Source organism: Pauljensenia sp. OF14-1SRA (assembly GCF_027694595.1).
Lineage (GTDB): Bacteria > Actinomycetota > Actinomycetes > Actinomycetales > Actinomycetaceae > Pauljensenia > Pauljensenia turicensis_B.
The window spans coordinates 59,317-74,912 of record NZ_JAQEVQ010000011.1; the positions used below are offsets into that span (position 1 = coordinate 59,317).

16 protein-coding genes and 1 tRNA gene are annotated in these 15,596 nt (G+C 56.5%); 11 read left to right on the forward strand and 6 right to left on the reverse strand.

Translation table 11 applies throughout. The features are described from left to right. Nucleotides 1-3: 3 nt before the first annotated feature. From PG731_RS06880 to aspA, 9 genes are all read left to right on the forward strand, one after another. Complete coding sequence (locus PG731_RS06880) at nt 4-1,053, forward strand: threonine aldolase family protein (protein ID WP_270772982.1); 1,050 nt, start codon at nt 4-6, stop codon at nt 1,051-1,053. A 392-nt stretch (nt 1,054-1,445) separates the two neighbouring features. Further along, entirely contained in the window at nt 1,446-2,582 is a 1,137-nt protein-coding gene (gene ispG / locus PG731_RS06885) for a flavodoxin-dependent (E)-4-hydroxy-3-methylbut-2-enyl-diphosphate synthase (RefSeq protein WP_270773004.1), read from the forward strand. A 17-nt stretch (nt 2,583-2,599) separates the two neighbouring features. Continuing rightward, the gene (locus PG731_RS06890) at nt 2,600-3,094 is read left to right on the forward strand and encodes a hypothetical protein (RefSeq protein WP_270772984.1); all 495 of its coding nucleotides are present in this window, start codon (nt 2,600-2,602) and stop codon (nt 3,092-3,094) included. A 102-nt stretch (nt 3,095-3,196) separates the two neighbouring features. Continuing rightward, nucleotides 3,197-3,643: a hypothetical protein gene (locus PG731_RS06895; protein WP_270772985.1), complete on the forward strand. Its 447-nt coding sequence runs from the start codon at nt 3,197-3,199 to the stop codon at nt 3,641-3,643. 86 nt (nt 3,644-3,729) lie between these two features. After that, nucleotides 3,730-5,541: a proline--tRNA ligase gene (locus PG731_RS06900; protein ID WP_270772986.1), complete on the forward strand. Its 1,812-nt coding sequence runs from the start codon at nt 3,730-3,732 to the stop codon at nt 5,539-5,541. Beyond that, a complete protein-coding gene (def, locus tag PG731_RS06905) occupies nt 5,541-6,032 on the forward strand; it encodes a peptide deformylase (RefSeq protein WP_270772987.1) in 492 nt (163 codons plus the stop codon). The genes PG731_RS06900 and def overlap by 1 nt, the downstream gene beginning before the upstream one ends. 139 nt (nt 6,033-6,171) lie before the next feature. Then, complete coding sequence (locus tag PG731_RS06910; RefSeq protein ID WP_101627885.1) at nt 6,172-6,675, forward strand: DUF3145 domain-containing protein; 504 nt, start codon at nt 6,172-6,174, stop codon at nt 6,673-6,675. Between the two features lie 3 nt (nt 6,676-6,678). Continuing rightward, a complete protein-coding gene (locus PG731_RS06915) occupies nt 6,679-7,029 on the forward strand; it encodes an acyl carrier protein (protein WP_195224472.1) in 351 nt (116 codons plus the stop codon). Between the two features lie 217 nt (nt 7,030-7,246). Further along, nucleotides 7,247-8,701, forward strand: a complete 1,455-nt coding sequence (gene aspA / locus PG731_RS06920) for an aspartate ammonia-lyase (RefSeq protein ID WP_270772989.1) — start codon at nt 7,247-7,249, stop codon at nt 8,699-8,701. A gap of 133 nt (nt 8,702-8,834) precedes the next feature. On the opposite strand, the gene aceE is transcribed toward aspA, so the two are convergent. Further along, a complete protein-coding gene (aceE, locus tag PG731_RS06925) occupies nt 8,835-11,573 on the reverse strand; it encodes a pyruvate dehydrogenase (acetyl-transferring), homodimeric type (RefSeq protein WP_270772991.1) in 2,739 nt (912 codons plus the stop codon). 282 nt (nt 11,574-11,855) lie between these two features. Here aceE and PG731_RS06930 point away from each other — a divergent pair, with 282 nt between their 5' ends. Together PG731_RS06930 and PG731_RS06935 are read left to right on the forward strand one after the other, a co-directional pair. Continuing rightward, the gene (locus PG731_RS06930) at nt 11,856-12,254 is read left to right on the forward strand and encodes a DUF3052 domain-containing protein (RefSeq protein ID WP_270772993.1); all 399 of its coding nucleotides are present in this window, start codon (nt 11,856-11,858) and stop codon (nt 12,252-12,254) included. A gap of 84 nt (nt 12,255-12,338) precedes the next feature. Further along, nucleotides 12,339-12,412 (forward strand) — tRNA-Val (locus PG731_RS06935). 353 nt (nt 12,413-12,765) lie between these two features. Here the strand turns inward: PG731_RS06935 and PG731_RS06945 are convergent. From PG731_RS06945 to PG731_RS06965, 5 genes are all read right to left on the reverse strand, one after another. Further along, the gene (locus PG731_RS06945) at nt 12,766-13,260 is read right to left on the reverse strand and encodes a hypothetical protein (protein ID WP_270772995.1); all 495 of its coding nucleotides are present in this window, start codon (nt 13,258-13,260) and stop codon (nt 12,766-12,768) included. A gap of 205 nt (nt 13,261-13,465) precedes the next feature. Then, nucleotides 13,466-13,723, reverse strand: coding sequence for a type I restriction-modification system subunit M N-terminal domain-containing protein (locus PG731_RS06950; protein WP_270772996.1), 258 nt, complete (start codon nt 13,721-13,723; stop codon nt 13,466-13,468). Between the two features lie 200 nt (nt 13,724-13,923). After that, a complete protein-coding gene (locus PG731_RS06955) occupies nt 13,924-14,277 on the reverse strand; it encodes a cupin domain-containing protein (protein WP_270772998.1) in 354 nt (117 codons plus the stop codon). Further along, the gene (locus tag PG731_RS06960) at nt 14,274-15,110 is read right to left on the reverse strand and encodes a class I SAM-dependent methyltransferase (protein WP_270772999.1); all 837 of its coding nucleotides are present in this window, start codon (nt 15,108-15,110) and stop codon (nt 14,274-14,276) included. Before PG731_RS06960 ends, PG731_RS06955 begins: the two co-directional genes overlap by 4 nt. A gap of 295 nt (nt 15,111-15,405) precedes the next feature. Continuing rightward, on the reverse strand, nt 15,406-15,501 hold the full coding sequence (locus PG731_RS06965) for an MYXO-CTERM sorting domain-containing protein (protein WP_270773000.1): 96 nt from the start codon (nt 15,499-15,501) through the stop codon (nt 15,406-15,408). Nucleotides 15,502-15,596 lie beyond the last annotated feature (95 nt).

The window sequence follows — 15,596 nt, forward strand, 5'->3', positions numbered from 1 at the left end:
GAAATGGCTAAGGCTGTTTTTACGAACGACTATTCCGCGACTGCTCACCCGCAGATTCTTGCTGATTTGACGGCATTTGGAATGCAGAAGTTCCCCGGTTACGGAATGGATGCGATCTGCGATGAAGCTGAAAAGTTGATCCTCGACCAGTGCGGTATTCCCGGTGGAGCGGTTCGTTTCCTGGCCGGTGGAACCCTGATTAACGATCTTGCGATCGACCTGTTTTTGCGTCCGTGGCAGTCAGTGATTGCCACCACTGACGGTCATATTGCTACCCACGAAGCCGGTGCGATTGAAAACTCTGGGCACCGTGTCCACACGATTCCTTCGCATGATGGCCTGATGGACCCAGGTGAACTCGAAGCGACTCTTCTTGAATGGCGCGACGGCGGTTTGCGTGAGCACGTGAGCGCGCCGGGCCTGGTTTATATTTCCCAGCCCACGGAGCTTGGAACGTTGTATTCGCGCGAACGACTGACTGCGATTTCTGAGATCTGCCATTCCTTCGGTGTTGGTCTTTACGTTGATGGCGCGCGTTTGGGATATGCGATGGGGTCGCCAGCAAATGACGTGACCTTTGCTGACTTGGCGACGCTGACCGATGTGTTCTCCATTGGTGGCGCCAAGTGCGGAATGATGATGGGTGAAGCCCTCGTCCTGCCCGACGCGTCAAAGGCTGACTACTCACTGCGCGCGATGATGAAGATCCACGGCGGACTGGCGTCGAAGGGCTGGATCCTGGGCTCGCAGTTTCGTACGATGTTCGCCGACGGTCTGTACCTGCGCATTACGCGCGAGGCCACCCAGCGCGCTCAGCGGATTGCACGGGCATTCAAAGACGCCGGTTTTGAGATGCTGGTGGATTCTCCGACGAACCAGCTCTTCCCGATTCTTTCGCTTGAAATGGCTGAGGACGCGCGCGAGCGTTTCGCCATCGAAAAGTGGGCGCCGGTCGCCGACAGGTTGGCGGTTCGTTTCGTCATTTCGTGGTCCACCACAGATGAGGACGAGGCTGCCCTCCTTCAGTGGATTGCGACCTCGTCTGCGTGTTAATCTCGCGCTCTGTTGTTCTGCTGACCAACGTTCGTGCTCGTGGATGCGGATGCGGGGTCGTAGAGTTCTTCCAGCTTGTCGTTCAGCTCAGCGATGAGAGGGGAGTGAAGTAACTGGCGCGTTTGAACGTGCCTGCGCACCGTTGCGTGCGCCCGGGATCACCCCCCAGTCGCTTCCGAGTTACCCTGTATCAACACCGATAACGGATGCCCGGTGTGAAATGAAAGTGCGGGTTTCCATGTTTCTCCCATGAATTCGAGTCCTTTAGTTTTTAAATGCAGAGACTCAATTATGGCAGTGACATATCTTCATTAACCTTTCCCACACCTTTGCGCTAAGACGAAACAGTCGAAGTGGGAGATAATGAGCGCGTGAGTGAAATATCTTTAGGCATGCCCGCAGTAAAGACGTCTCCGTTCCCGCGTAAGAAGACGCGGTCGATCATGGTTGGAGATGTTCGCGTTGGTGGTGGTGCCCCCGTTTCCGTCCAGTCGATGACCACAACGAAAACCCACGACATCGGCGCAACTTTGCAGCAGATTGCAGAGCTCACCGCAGCAGGGTGCGACATCGTTCGTGTTGCGTGCCCGACGGATAAGGACGCTGAAGCGCTTGCGATCATCGCACAGCAATCGCGTATCCCCGTTATCGCGGATATTCACTTCAACCCGAAGTACGTGTTTGCAGCCATTGATGCGGGCTGTGGAGCTGTCCGCGTGAACCCCGGTAACATCCGCAAGTTCGACGACCAGGTGAAAGAAATCTGTAAAGCGGCATCCGACGCCGGTGTTTCTTTGCGCATTGGCGTGAATGCTGGTTCGCTGGATCCTCGTCTGTTGAAGAAGTACGGCAAGGCGACTCCCGAGGCCCTCGTTGAATCGGCAGTCTGGGAAGCGTCACTGTTCGAAGAAAATGACTTCCACGACTTCAAGATTTCCGTGAAGCACCATGATGTTCTCACCATGGTCGAGGCATACCGCCAGCTGTCAGAAAAGGGCGACTGGCCACTGCACCTCGGTGTGACCGAAGCCGGTCCCGCATTTCAGGGCACCATCAAGTCGGTGTCCGCATTCTCGGTTCTTCTTTCAGAAGGCATTGGTGACACGATCCGCGTGTCCTTGTCTGCGCCTCCGGTCGAGGAAGTCAAGGTTGGCACCAAGCTTCTTGAATACATGGGGCTTCGTGATCGTACTCTTGAAATCGTTTCGTGCCCGTCGTGTGGTCGCGCGCAGGTTGACGTGTGGACCTTGGCAGAAAACGTCACCGAAGGTCTTAAGGATCTGAGTGTTCCGTTGCGTGTTGCCGTCATGGGGTGCGTCGTTAACGGACCTGGTGAAGCTCGCGAAGCCGACCTTGGTGTCGCATCGGGCAACGGCAAGGGCCAGATCTTCATTCGCGGGGAAGTTGTTGACACCGTTCCCGAAGATCAGATCGTTGACACTCTGATTGCTCACGCAAACGCGCTAGCTGAAGAAATGGGTCTGACTGAGGGTGATGGTCAGGTCGAAGTTATTCCCGTCGGTCGCTAAGAAAAGGACTTGAGAGAATGAAGAAATCACGTGTCTTCGGTCTGGGAGTGCTCGCAACCGGCGCCTCACTGTACGCCACCGGTTTCCCGAAGCGTCTGGGTCTGACCGCTTCAGAAGCCTTGATTTCACTTCCCGGTGATCTTCTTGTGCCCCGCGCTGACGTTCAGGTTGATCGAGCAGTTCGAATTAATGCTCCGGCTTCTACTGTCTGGACGATCATCGAGACTGCTCTTGAAGACGAGTCCTTGGTAAAGGCCAAAGAGGAAGAATCGTGCATCATCCTGAATGCTCCCAAGCCTGGAACCGAGGGTGAAGAAATCGATCAGATGGGAACGTGCGTTCTTGCCCTGCTCGACTTGGGTAATGGTCGCACAATGCTCCATATGCGCGAACGTCACACCAGCGACGGAACCAACACTGACAAGGCAAAGCTCTACGGATTACTTTCCCTTGAAACCTACGGGGCGATGATGATGCTTCGCGACATCCGCAAGGCAGCTGAGTCCATCTAACGTTCTGAATCAGACACGTGGCGTCTCCGACGGTTACACTAAAGAAACCGTCGTGGCTCGCCAAAGTCGTTTGTGCTAGACGTTTGGTCCAAAGGAGGACATATGGCACCGTGGGGTGGCGTAGCGATGCTCGTAGTAACTGGCCTTGCCATCATTGTTGGCTGGGGCTGGGTATGGGCTGGTCTTACTCGTCGTACACGCGTCGTTGCCATGGAACGATTGTTCCCGTATAGCCCCACTCCAGTTATTCCTCAGATCCAAGCGATCATTTGGCCGGTTGTGCCCGTTGTTGGGTGCCTGTGGATCGCAGTCGGTGCCTACAGTGCTCAGACCATCATCGGCCACGAGACACTGTTCGAACGCACTATCGTCATCTTCCTTTTTGCATTGGTTGCCTTGATCGCTGCCTGGATTATGTTCGGACAGAGCCTGCCAACATGGATGTACCCCGGCTGGCGAGCAGAGCACTATTACCGAACACACCCTAAAGTCGCCGAAAAGGAACTCAATGCTCGTGCGGCTAGGCGCTTCGTGGGCGTTAGAGCCTGAACGCCAAAGTGTGAGAAAAGAGGAGCTCGCCCTCGTCGATGACCTCAAGGTGCACACCACTGACGTGGTGCACTAATCTTGAAGGCGTGCTGAGAACTCTATCGTCATACTTTGTGCGCACTTTGCGCGAAGACCCAGCTGACGCTGAGGTCGATTCCCACAAGCTCCTTGTTCGCGCCGGCTACATCCGACGCACTGCCCCCGGTATCTACACGTGGTTGCCTCTTGGTCTGCGCGTCCTGCGCAAGGTCGAAGACATCGTCCGTGAAGAAATGGACCGCATGGGCGCTCAGGAAGTTCACTTCCCAGGTCTGATCCCGGCAGAGCCCTATAAGGCAACGAACCGTTGGGAAGAATACGGTCCGACGCTGTTCAAGCTGAACGACCGCAAGGCGGGGGATTACCTGCTGGCTCCCACCCACGAGGAAATGTTCACCCTACTGGTGAAAGACATGTATTCCTCGTACAAGGATCTGCCGACCACCCTGTACCAGATTCAGACGAAGTATCGCGACGAAGCTCGTCCGCGTGCAGGTCTGATTCGAGGTCGCGAATTCGTCATGAAGGATGCCTATTCCTTCGACCTTACCGACGAGGGCCTGGACGCTTCCTACAATGCGCAGCGCGAGACCTACCAGCGGATCTTCAACCGCCTTGGTCTTGAGTTCGTCATCGTGTCCGCAATGTCGGGTGCCATGGGTGGTTCGCGCTCGGAAGAATTCCTGCACCCCAGCCCGATCGGCGAAGACACCTTCGTTCGTTCACCCGGTGGCTATGCAGCAAACGCTGAGGCAGTGACGACGCCGGCACCGGCTCCGGTCGATGCGTCCAACGTGGGCCCGGCTCGCGTTGTTCCGACCCCGGATTGTCCGACCATTGAGTCCCTCGTTGATCTGCTGAACGCGGAATACCCGCGTGAAGATGGCCGTGCATGGACCTCAGCTGATACGTTGAAGAACGTTGTCGTCGTTTTGATCCAGCCTGATGGCTCGCGTGAGCTGCTCGTCGTTGGCCTGCCCGGCGACCGTGAGGTCGACATGAAGCGCCTCGAAGCAGCTGTCGCACCCGCCGAAGTTGAAATGGCAACTGACAAGGACTTCGAGGATCACCCCGAACTGGTCCGCGGTTACATTGGCCCGCAGGTGATCGGGCCGAACGCGCCGGCACGTACAACCGACGAAGATGGGAACCCGACCGGTTCCGTCCGCTACCTTGTAGATCCTCGCGTCGTTGAGGGCACCACCTGGGTGACCGGCGCAAACCAGGATCGTCACCACGTGATCGACCTGGTTATGGGACGCGACTTCGCAGTCGACGGCACCATCGAGGCCGCCGAGGTCCGCGAAGGCGACCAGGCGCCCGACGGTTCCGGTCCGCTTCACCTCGAACGAGGCATCGAAATTGGCCACATTTTCCAGCTTGGTCGCAAGTATGCGAAGGCTCTGGGTCTGATGGTTCTCGACGAGAACGGCAAGTCCCAGGTTGTCACCATGGGCTCGTACGGCATCGGCGTTTCCCGCGTGCTCGCAGCGCTCGCTGAGTCGAACCACGACGATAAGGGTCTGGCGTGGCCCGCTCAGATTGCACCGTTCGACGTGCACGTTCTGGCAACCGGTAAGGGCGATGAACTCTTCGACACGGCCAAGGGCCTCGCTGAAGAACTCGAAGCCACTGGCATGGACGTCCTCTACGATGATCGTCGCAAGGTCTCGGCTGGCGTCAAGTTCGCTGACGCCGAGCTCATCGGTATTCCGCTGGCTCTGGTTATTGGTCGTGGCCTGAAGGACGGTCTGGTCGAGGTTCGTCAGCGCGCCACCGGTGAAAAGACTGAAATGCCACTCGCGCAGGCCGTTGAAGCTCTGAAGGCTGCTCACGCTGAGATTCTTGGAGGCAAATGATGGCAATCCGCGATATTCGTATCATCGGCGATCCGATTCTGCGCACCCAGTGCGAACCGATCACGGATATTGATGCTTCGGTGAAACTGCTGGTTGAGGATTTGCTTGAAGGCGTTGACATGGAAGGTCGCGCAGGTCTTGCCGCCAACCAGATCGGTATCGGTCTTCGTGCGTTCTCGTGGAACATTGACGGCGAAATCGGCTACGTCCTCAACCCGAAGATTGTGGAAATGTCAGCCGACGAATTCCAAGACGGTGATGAAGGATGCCTGTCAGTTCCTGATCTCTGGTATCCGACTGAACGCGCGTGGTATGCGCGCGTCGAAGGCATCAACCTGGACGGTAAGAGGATCGTTGTTGAAGGTGAAGAGCTGATGGCTCGTTGCCTGCAGCACGAGTGCGATCACTTGGATGGCATGATCTACATTGATCGCCTGGATCGTAAGACTCGTAAGAAGGCTTTGAGGGACATTCGTAACTCACACTTCTGATCCAGTCGTTGCAACGCCGTCGCACCCTCTTGCTATACGGTGCGACGGCGTTTACAGTTGAATTACACCGTTGTGAGATGTGGCAGTGGGTAGTTGAGGGCGTAGGGGAAGACGATCCTCAAAGACTATGGAGGTCACATTGAGAGGGACATACACCCGCGGTGTACTTTTCGTGCATTCAACACCGCCCGCACTGTGCCCACATATCGAATGGGCAGTCGGTACGGCTCTCGGTCAAGATGTGCGTCTTCAGTGGACCGCGCAAGACGCTGCTCCCGGCATGGTGCGTTGCGAGTTTTCGTGGGTTGGACCGGTCGACTCTGGTGCGCGCCTCGCCTCAGCTCTGCGTGGCTGGGAACACCTGCGCTACGAGGTCACCGAAGAAGCCACAGCTTCCACGGATGGTGGTCGCTGGGCTCATACTCCATCACTTGGCATCTTCCACTCGCAGATGGACACTGTCGGAAACGTCGTCGTTCCTGAAGACCGTATTCGTGCCGCCATTGAGAGCGCCACGAATTACGAGGAATTGCGCGAACGCCTTGATCTTGCCCTCGGACAAGCGTGGGACGATGAGCTGGAATCCTTCCGCCACGCCGGTGCCGGCGCACCGGTTCGCTATCTGAATTCCAAGGTCGGCTAACCGGTGGGTTCGATCGCTGATCTGCTTGGGTACACGCTCAACGCTGAAGGGGAGAAGTCCGATATCTCCCCTGAAACGGGAGGAGCGATCAATGAAGCGGGGGAGGCCTCGTCCCCTAAAACTGAGCACGCGCGCGAGGTGGCGATGGACGCCATCTTGGAATTTGTCGACCTTGCCCCCGAAGATGCGCGCGGCGACCTGACGCTGAAAAATGATCTGGATATCGATACGTTGGTCAGATACGCGATCGTTGCACGCATTGAACACGAGTTGAAGCTATCGATTCGAGATACCGAGGTTGATGCGTGGGAGACATTGGACGATGTGCTGTCCGATGTTGCGGGGCGTGTGTAGGTGAAACCGCGTTCTCGAACCGTCTTTTCATCTTCTTTCACTTCGGTCAAGAAAAGGTGATGAGACGGTTTTTCTTTTGTGTAGTTTCGGCAAGTCGTGGACTTTCGTCCTAGATTTACGTCACTATAGATAGCACAACACAGTAGTGAAGCTGACCATGCTCACAAGCATCGCTCAGCACACGTAGCCACAGACGAAGGAGTCGCAGGTGAGGGCAATGAAGCGTATCGAGGAAGACCTCTTGGGCGCACGAGAAGTTCCGCTTGAGGTCTACTGGGGTATTCACACGCTCCGCGCAATCGAGAACTATCAGATCTCCGGTACGACAATCGCTGAGGAACCTGAATTTGTCCGTGGCATGGTTGCCGTCAAAAAAGCGTCAGCAATGGCGAACCGGAAGCTGGGGACACTGAGCGACACAATCGCCGATGCGATTATTTGGGCGTGCGACGAAATCCTGGAAGATGGGCGCTGTCTGGATCAGTTCCCGATTGACGTGTTCCAAGGTGGCGCGGGTACCAGCGTCAATATGAATACAAACGAAGTTGTCGCTAACCTTGCCCTCGAACACCTAGGGTACGCGAAGGGACGCTACGCACACGTCAACCCGAACGACCACGTCAACAAGTCTCAGTCGACAAATGACGCCTATCCCACCGGCTTCCGCTTGGGCTTGTACAAGAAGGTCGACGATCTGGTGGATGAACTCGAACGTTTGATCGAATCTTTCGCATCGAAGGGCTTGCAGTTCCACGACGTCATCAAGATGGGGCGCACTCAGCTACAGGATGCCGTCCCGATGAGCTTGGGCAAAGAGTTTGAAGCATTCAGTGTGCTCTTGGATGAAGAGATCCCGCGTCTACGTAACAATTCGGCGCTACTGCTGGAAGTAAACCTTGGCGCAACCGCTATTGGCACTGGCCTGAACACTCCTGACGGATATCAGGACACCGTCGTTCACTGCCTGCGTGAGGTCACGGGGCTGCCGATCAGGGGAGCGGACAACCTGCTGGAAGCAACCTCCGATACTGGCGCCTACGTGTCGATGCACGCCTCCATTAAACGTCTTGCGGTTAAACTATCGAAGATCTGCAATGACCTGCGACTTCTGTCGTCTGGACCTCGTGCGGGCTTGGGTGAAATTCGCCTGCCTGAACGCGCTGCCGGATCGTCGATTATGCCGGCGAAGGTGAATCCGGTGATCCCGGAGGTCGTGAACCAGGTGTGCTTCAAGGTGATGGGCAACGATGTGGCACTGACTTTCGCGGCTGAAGCTGGCCAGTTGCAACTGAACGTCATGGAGCCGGTAATCGGCCAGACTCTGTTCGAGTCCATCAACCTGCTGGCGAACGCGATACGGACCCTGCGTGAGCTCTGCGTCATCGGCATCGAGGCAAACGAGGATGTCTGTCGTAACAATGTCCTGAACTCGATTGGTATTGTCACCTACCTGAACGAGGTGATCGGGCACGCGAACGGTGACGCGGTTGGTCGCGAGTGTGCGCGTAGTGGCCGCAACGTTCGCGAGGTTGTTCTTGAAATGGGACTTCTGGACGAGGCTGCGCTGGATGAACTGCTCAGCGTTGAAAACCTGTTGCGCCCAAAGTACCGCGACATGAGCTACTACTCGGGTGGCGACCCGTCGGTCGTGGAATTGGAAGACGAAGAGTAACCGTTCATATGGCGTCGCACGCTCGGCGCATAAAAAACTGCTGGGACACTCGGGTGAGCATCCCAGCAGTTTTCGTTTGTCTTATTGACGAGGCCTGACGCGGCGACTGAGCGCCGCGTCAGGGCAGTTCGTCTCAGTGTGCCTGGTCTGCAACAGAATCGATTCCGCAGTTGAACAGGTCGTAGCGCGTAATTGCCTGAGTAACGACGCTACGATCGATCTTGCCCTGATCGGCGAGAGTCTGCAGGGTGCGAACGACCAGCGACTCAGCGTCGATGTGGAAGAAACGACGTGCTGCACGGCGGGTGTCGGAAATACCGAAGCCGTCGGCACCGAGCACACGGTACTCGCCGGGCACCCACTGGCGGATCAAATCCTGGGTCAGCGTGTCGAAGTCGGAGGTTGCGATGAACGGACCTTCGCAACCGGCCAGTTTCTGCGTGAGGTATGCGGTGCGCGGTGCTTCCTCCGGGTGGAGGAAGTTGTGCTCGTCGGCATCCAGGCCGTCGCGGCGCAGTTCGTTCCACGAGGTCACTGACCACACGGCTGCGTCAACGCCCCAGTCTTCAGCAAGCATACGCTTGGCGTCACGTGCCCACGGCACACCCACGCCGGAAGCGAGTAGCTGGACCTTGTGGCCTTGGCCTGAGTGATCCTCGACCTTGTAGATACCCTTCTTGATACCTTCAACGTCAACGTTCTGAGGCTCTGCAGGCTGGTGAATCGGCTCGTTGTAGACGGTGATGTAGTACATGACGTTCGGGTCACGACCATCGTTCTCACCGTACATGCGTGCCAGGCCGTCCTCCATGATGTAACGGAGTTCGTAGGCGTATGCCGGGTCGTAGGAGACGAACGCGCGGTTGGTGGAAGCTAGAACCTGTGAGTTGCCATCCATGTGCTGCAGGCCTTCGCCGGCGAGCGTGGTACGACCAGCGGTTGCACCGATGACGAAGCCCTTCGCCATTTGGTCGCCGGCAGCCCAGAACTGGTCGCCGGTGCGCTGGAAACCGAACATCGAGTAGAAGATGTAAACGGGAACCATCGGCAGGTTGTGGGTCGCGTATGCGGTGCCAACAGCCTGGAAGGCCGCGGCGGAGCCAGCCTCGGTGATGCCCGTGTGGAGAACCTGACCCTGCTCGGATTCCTTGTAGGAGAGCATCATGTCAGCGTCAACGGCCGTGTAGTTCTGGCCGTGCGTGTTGAAGATCTTTGCGGACGGGAAGATGGCGTCGAGGCCGAAGGTACGGGCTTCGTCAGGAATGATCGGGACGAAGTAACGGCCAACCTGCTTGTCCTTGAAGAGGTCCTTCAAGAGGCGAACGAGTGCCATGGTTGTTGCGACCTCGAGTGGGCCGGAGCCCTTCGACAGGCCTTCGAACGGCTTGGTCGGCAACGGTGGTAGTTTCGGCTGACGGTCGTCGCGACGTTCGGGAACCCAACCGCCAAGCTTCTCGCGACGCTCCTTCATGTACAGGAGTGCCGGATCGTCCTCAGACGGCTTGTAGTACGGAGGCATGTAGGGATCGCGTTCGAGCTCTGCGTCCGTGATCGGAATCTGTAGACGATCTCGTAGCTGCTTCGCATCTTCTAGCGTCAGCTTCTTCATCTGGTGGGTCGAGTTACGACCTGCGAAGTGAGAACCAAGAGCATAGCCTTTAATGGTGTGCGCCAGAATGACGGTCGGCTGGCCGGTGTGCTCCATCGCTGCCTTGTAAGCGGCGTAGACCTTGCGGTAGTCGTGGCCACCGCGCTGCAGTGCCCAAATCTGGTCGTCGGTCCAGTTCTGAACCATGGCCTTGGTGCGCGGGTCGCGACCGAAGAAGTGCTCGCGAACGTATGCGCCGTCGTTGGCCTTGAATGTCTGGTAGTCGCCGTCGAGCGTGTCGTTCATGACGTGGACAAGAGCGTCGTCCTTGTCGGAGGCGAGCAACTGATCCCAGCCACGGCCCCAGATGACCTTGATGACGTTCCAGCCGGCGCCTTTGAAGAAGGCTTCCAGTTCCTGGATGATCTTGCCGTTACCACGGACCGGACCGTCGAGGCGCTGCAGGTTGCAGTTGACGACGAAGGTCAGGTTGTCGAGGCCCTGCTGGGCAGCAAGCTGGAGCATGCCACGCGATTCGGGTTCGTCCATTTCACCGTCCCCGATGAATGCCCAGGTGTGCTGTTGCGACGTGTCCTTGATGCCACGCAGGTGCAGGTAGCGGTCGAACCATGCCTGGTAGATGGCTTCTGCTGGGCCGAGGCCCAGCGAAACGGTCGGGAACTCCCAGAAGTCGGGGAGCTGGCGCGGGTGCGGGTATGAGGGCAGACCATGTTCGGTCGATGCCTGCTGACGGAAGCCGTCCATTTCCTCTTCGGAAAGGCGACCTTCGACGAACGCACGTGCGTAGGGGCCAGGGGAGGCATGGCCCTGGAAGAAGACATGGTCGCCACCGCCCGGGTGATCCTTACCGCGGAAGAAGTGGTTTAAACCAACTTCGTACAGGGTGGCAACGGATGCGTAGGACGAGATGTGTCCGCCGACCTTGACGCCGGGGCGCTGTGCGCGCGTCACTTGGACGGCTGCGTTCCAGCGGATCCAACGGCGGTACTGGCGCTCCATGGCCTCGTCACCGGGGAAGTAGGGCTCTTCGTGCACCGGGATGGTGTTGACGTAAGGAGTCGTGTATTCCTGCGGAACATGGACGCCCTGGTGGCGTGCCTGATCCAGCATGTGAAGCAGGATGTAGCGGGCGCGCGGACCACCCTTTTCGTCGATCAATCCGGACAGCGACTCAATCCATTCGGCGGTCTCTGCCGGATCGTTGTCCGGAACCTGGCTAATCAGGCCGTTAACAACGGGATGGTTTTCGCTCAAGTGACTCACGAATCCCCTCTGGTATTGCTTAGCTTTTACGGTGGTGCACGGCTTCGTGCGCTCGTTCCTATTGTCCACTGTTTGTGCCCTTCATGCGACCTTTACAGGGACTTCTGACCCATGAGTAATGCCTCATTATTTCAAGGTGTGCAATCGGGAACATGTGCCCGACCTTTCCGCTAGTCTTCACGGCGTGGACAAATGGAGTTTCAGCAGTGATGTGCAATACGATAAAAGGGTGTTACATACTTCAGCGCTCCGTGCGCTCACGCCGAAGGGTGGTTGTTCATCATGGCGGTGAGCCTCGGTTTCACACTGGGACAGATTGTTCAAGAGTTTTACGTCGACGATGACGCTGACCAGCAGATTCGCGTCTCCATTGAATCCGAGACGGGTGAACAGCTCGTCGACGAGGACTACGGAGATGTCGTTGACGGTGCCATCGTGTGGTGGCGTGCAGATGATGCTGAAGAAGACGATCTTGCCGACCTTCTGGTTGATGCTCTGTCGAACCTTGATGACGGTGGTCTGATCTGGGTCTTCATCCCGAAGCCGGGTCGTGCTGGAACCGTTCCTGTTGCTGACGTTGAAGAAGCTGCGAAGGTGGCGGGACTGCATTCCACGTCCGCTGCCTCGGTTGGTGATGACTGGGCGGGTATTCGTTTGACGGCTCGTCCTCGAGGTCGTTGATTTAGTCTCAAAGAGCCACTGGGATTCGCGCGAGAAACGCAAGCCCAGTATGCTTGCGACTGTTCCCGCGCGCGTGCGGGTAACGGGCCTGTAGCTCAGTTGGTCAGAGCGCTGCGTTTACACCGCAGATGTCGTCGGTTCGAATCCGGCCGGGCCCACTTTTGGTACCCACGTGTTTTTCCTTTGCGTTTTGTCGCCGAGAATCCCGCGCGAACCTCGTGAATAACCCCTCAAGGTCAGCGCTTGTAAATCAGCCAGTTCAGGATCAGAGCGTTGAAAACTCCCAGTATCAGCGCGAAGACTCAATCAACCGGGGAGACACAAACGAGGCGACCCCGCGGGCGTCCAGCCACGCCCAAGTCTCTTTGTAGAGCTCGCCGGCCAGCAACGGCTGCCCATCACGCTGGGGCGCACCTTGAATTCACGCCCTATCTCTGCCGCACTCTCATCGGCCACGCCACCGCAAAGATCCACGGCACTATCGAATTCACCTTCAGAGACGGCAGCGAAGTCAAGACTCAAGCTCGCTGATTTTCCGCTTAATCACCTCAACCAACTTCTTCAAGTTGTTATCAGAAAGAGGAAGCATAAATTCGGTTCTAGCGTCAGCCCAGGCTTGCACCCACTCATCAATACTTACGCCACGCGTGGGGAACTTCGCTGGATCTGTTCCGTCGGTAGTAACTCGCAATCCTATGCGATCTACCAGAATATGCACATTGTTGGTATTTGCATCGCGATCGAAAGTCTGTAAAGAAATATAAACCTGTGCATCGCCACGGCGTGCCGTGATGTATTTCCACGATCCCAGATTAAATTGGGGCTCAAACGTACCGCCACCCTTGTAGTTATACACGCCTTGCCGACCTTCTACTTCGTCAAGTTTGGCGTCTTTAAGGGCCTCGACTATTTTTGACCGCTGTGCATTGCGAGCATCCTGGTATTTTCGTCGCAAAAGATCGAACTCTTCCTCTTCTGAGAGCTCGTTGACCTGCGATTTTCTCATAATGAACCCTTGCCTCCTATTTTGAACCCGCTAAGCCGCGAGTGCCAGACACTCGCTATTTTGTATCCAATCCGAGCAGTAAGTTTCATATGCGCCGTTCCCTTTGGTTTTCTCACCAACGTTAGGCGCGCAAGCAGTTCAGGAACGTCCTGCGGGGTGAAGAATTCGCCCCCCGACTTACCTGCTGAAGACGCCTACATCGTCATCAAGAACTCGTAAGCATCACCGAACATGCAACGGAATAAGAGCTGAAATCGTCGGGAAGTTGAACGTAGTCAAAATCAGGATCCGTTTCGCGCTCCAGCCGATTCACGTGTTGAACAAAACGCTCGGAAATGGAGAGGTAAAACAGCGTGCCTAGAACGTACTGCTTGAAATCCCAACCATCTACAGAGCCACGAAGATCATTTGCAATACGCCAGATAGTCCTCTGTAGCTCTTGTCTTTGAGCGTCACTACCCACAAATAAACTCCCGATACCACAAACCAGTTTTAACGTCGCAACGGGCCACTTTCATAAGGATAACGGGGAGTAGGACAAAGTTTGTGCGCAAGATGCTGTAAAGCAGTTTGGGTGGCCGCGCCCTTTTGAAATACCCCTTAAAGTCAACGCGCAGGAGCGGGCGGAACCGGCCTGCTCCTGCGCGAATTGGCGTGATGTACTTAGTTCGCTGGCGGCCGGCTCATCATGTAAAGCACCATTTTTGCTTTGGTTAGTGCCTTAACCGCGTGCGGTAGGCGCGTAGAAAAATGCACCATTCCGCCCGGACGCAACGTCACCGTTTTAGCGTCCCCACTGATTTCGAGTTCACCTTCAAGGGCTTGAACTATCACCGGCATCGCGGCAGTGTGCTCGGATAGTTCTTCTCCCTCGTCGAACGAGAACAACACCACGTTCACGCCCTCAGCGCGCATTACTGTTGTAGAAGTCGTTGAGTTCGCACAATACTCAACATGCTGCGCAAGGTTGTCAATAAACCCCAGTGCGCCGGCTGGTGCTGGTTTGAGTTCAGTCATCGTCGGATCTCCTTTTCTTCCAGGTTAGTGGCAGGTTTGCGCGCGATGATAGCGATGCCGGTCAAATTATCGCGGTATTCGTTGAACGTCGCGCGCATATCCAACACGCGGCGACGCAACTCCTTATCACGCGCAACATTACGCAAAATCCGCACAACTCCGCCCACACCCTCGTCGGCAAGGTTGCGGCGCGGGGACAGTAAAGCCATCGGCTCATACCCCACCCACTCGATACAAAAACCAGCCTGTTCTAACAATCCGCACCATTCGCCGCGAGTAAGGGGGCGAGCATTGACCCTAATCGTGCGGGCTAGGCGCCGACGCAACTGGTCCGCCAGCTCCGCGCCAATACTGTCAGGAGTGAGTCCAAGCTCGTGGATCGCATAGCAACCGCCCGGCTCAAGCAGTCGGAACGCTTCGGCGATGATCTCTCGCTTGCCTTTATCGCCTTGCATGGTCAGCATCGCTTCACCAACCACAACCTGAGTCGATTCGGATTCAAGACCGGTGGATTGCGCATTAGCATTCACAACCCTGCCCCTCGGACCCACCACAGCCTGCACTCGTGCGACGGCATCGGGATCTTGATCCACGCCCGTATAGGAGGCGATTCCTCGATCAAGCATGAGCGTGGCCGTACGTCCCAATCCCGGAGCGAATTCCAGCACTTTCTTGCCAGATAGATCGGCCGCATCCAACATTCGATTCGTTAGTTTCAATCCGCCCGGACGTAAAACTCGCTTGCCGGCCCGGGCAAGCACCCAATGGCCTGCCGCAACACTAGTTGACCGGTCACTCTGTGGAAGGCGGGGTTCACTCTTATTTGTGTCCATGACACAACAGTACTAGAAGTGCTTAAGTATGCCTAACCTAAGTTTTGCGTTCGTGCTGTTAGTGAGGATTGTGTGGACTCGCGTATACGAGGCTGGTCTATCCGAGCTCTAGGCGAGCCAGTTCTTATTACGAGTCATCACCGTATTGGAAAGCTTCGCGTTGCACGGGCAGTAGGACAAAGATCGTGCGCAACATGCTTTAAATGAGTTTGGCCGGCCACTTCACCTGAAATGGCCGGCCAAACTGTTACGGGCTATGCGCTGCCTGGTTTGTTTGGCTACGCATTAAGTGTTGCTATGCCCGGTTGCGCCTAAGCACCAGTACGCCAGCACCAAGCAGGCCAAGTGCGAGGGCAATAGTGGAGCCAATCTCAGCACCAGTGCGTGGCATCGGTTTGCGTGGCTTCTCCGGTGTAGGCGGGGTGGGCTCAGGGGGGTGTCGGTTGGCGGGTTCTGCACGTTAGTGATGGTGAAACCATCCTTCGC

Coding starts and splice junctions, on each gene's coding strand:
- PG731_RS06895 (WP_270772985.1), top strand. CDS start 3,197: ATGGCACCGTGGGGTGGCGTAGCGATGCTCGTAGTAACTGGCCTTGCC.
- ispG (WP_270773004.1), top strand. CDS start 1,446: ATGCCCGCAGTAAAGACGTCTCCGTTCCCGCGTAAGAAGACGCGGTCG.
- PG731_RS06880 (WP_270772982.1), top strand. CDS start 4: ATGGCTAAGGCTGTTTTTACGAACGACTATTCCGCGACTGCTCACCCG.
- PG731_RS06890 (WP_270772984.1), top strand. CDS start 2,600: ATGAAGAAATCACGTGTCTTCGGTCTGGGAGTGCTCGCAACCGGCGCC.
- aspA (WP_270772989.1), top strand. CDS start 7,247: ATGAAGCGTATCGAGGAAGACCTCTTGGGCGCACGAGAAGTTCCGCTT.
- PG731_RS06955 (WP_270772998.1), bottom strand. CDS start 14,277: ATGACTGAACTCAAACCAGCACCAGCCGGCGCACTGGGGTTTATTGAC.
- PG731_RS06945 (WP_270772995.1), bottom strand. CDS start 13,260: ATGAGAAAATCGCAGGTCAACGAGCTCTCAGAAGAGGAAGAGTTCGAT.
- PG731_RS06965 (WP_270773000.1), bottom strand. CDS start 15,501: ATGCCACGCACTGGTGCTGAGATTGGCTCCACTATTGCCCTCGCACTT.
- PG731_RS06930 (WP_270772993.1), top strand. CDS start 11,856: ATGGCGGTGAGCCTCGGTTTCACACTGGGACAGATTGTTCAAGAGTTT.
- def (WP_270772987.1), top strand. CDS start 5,541: ATGGCAATCCGCGATATTCGTATCATCGGCGATCCGATTCTGCGCACC.
- PG731_RS06960 (WP_270772999.1), bottom strand. CDS start 15,110: ATGGACACAAATAAGAGTGAACCCCGCCTTCCACAGAGTGACCGGTCA.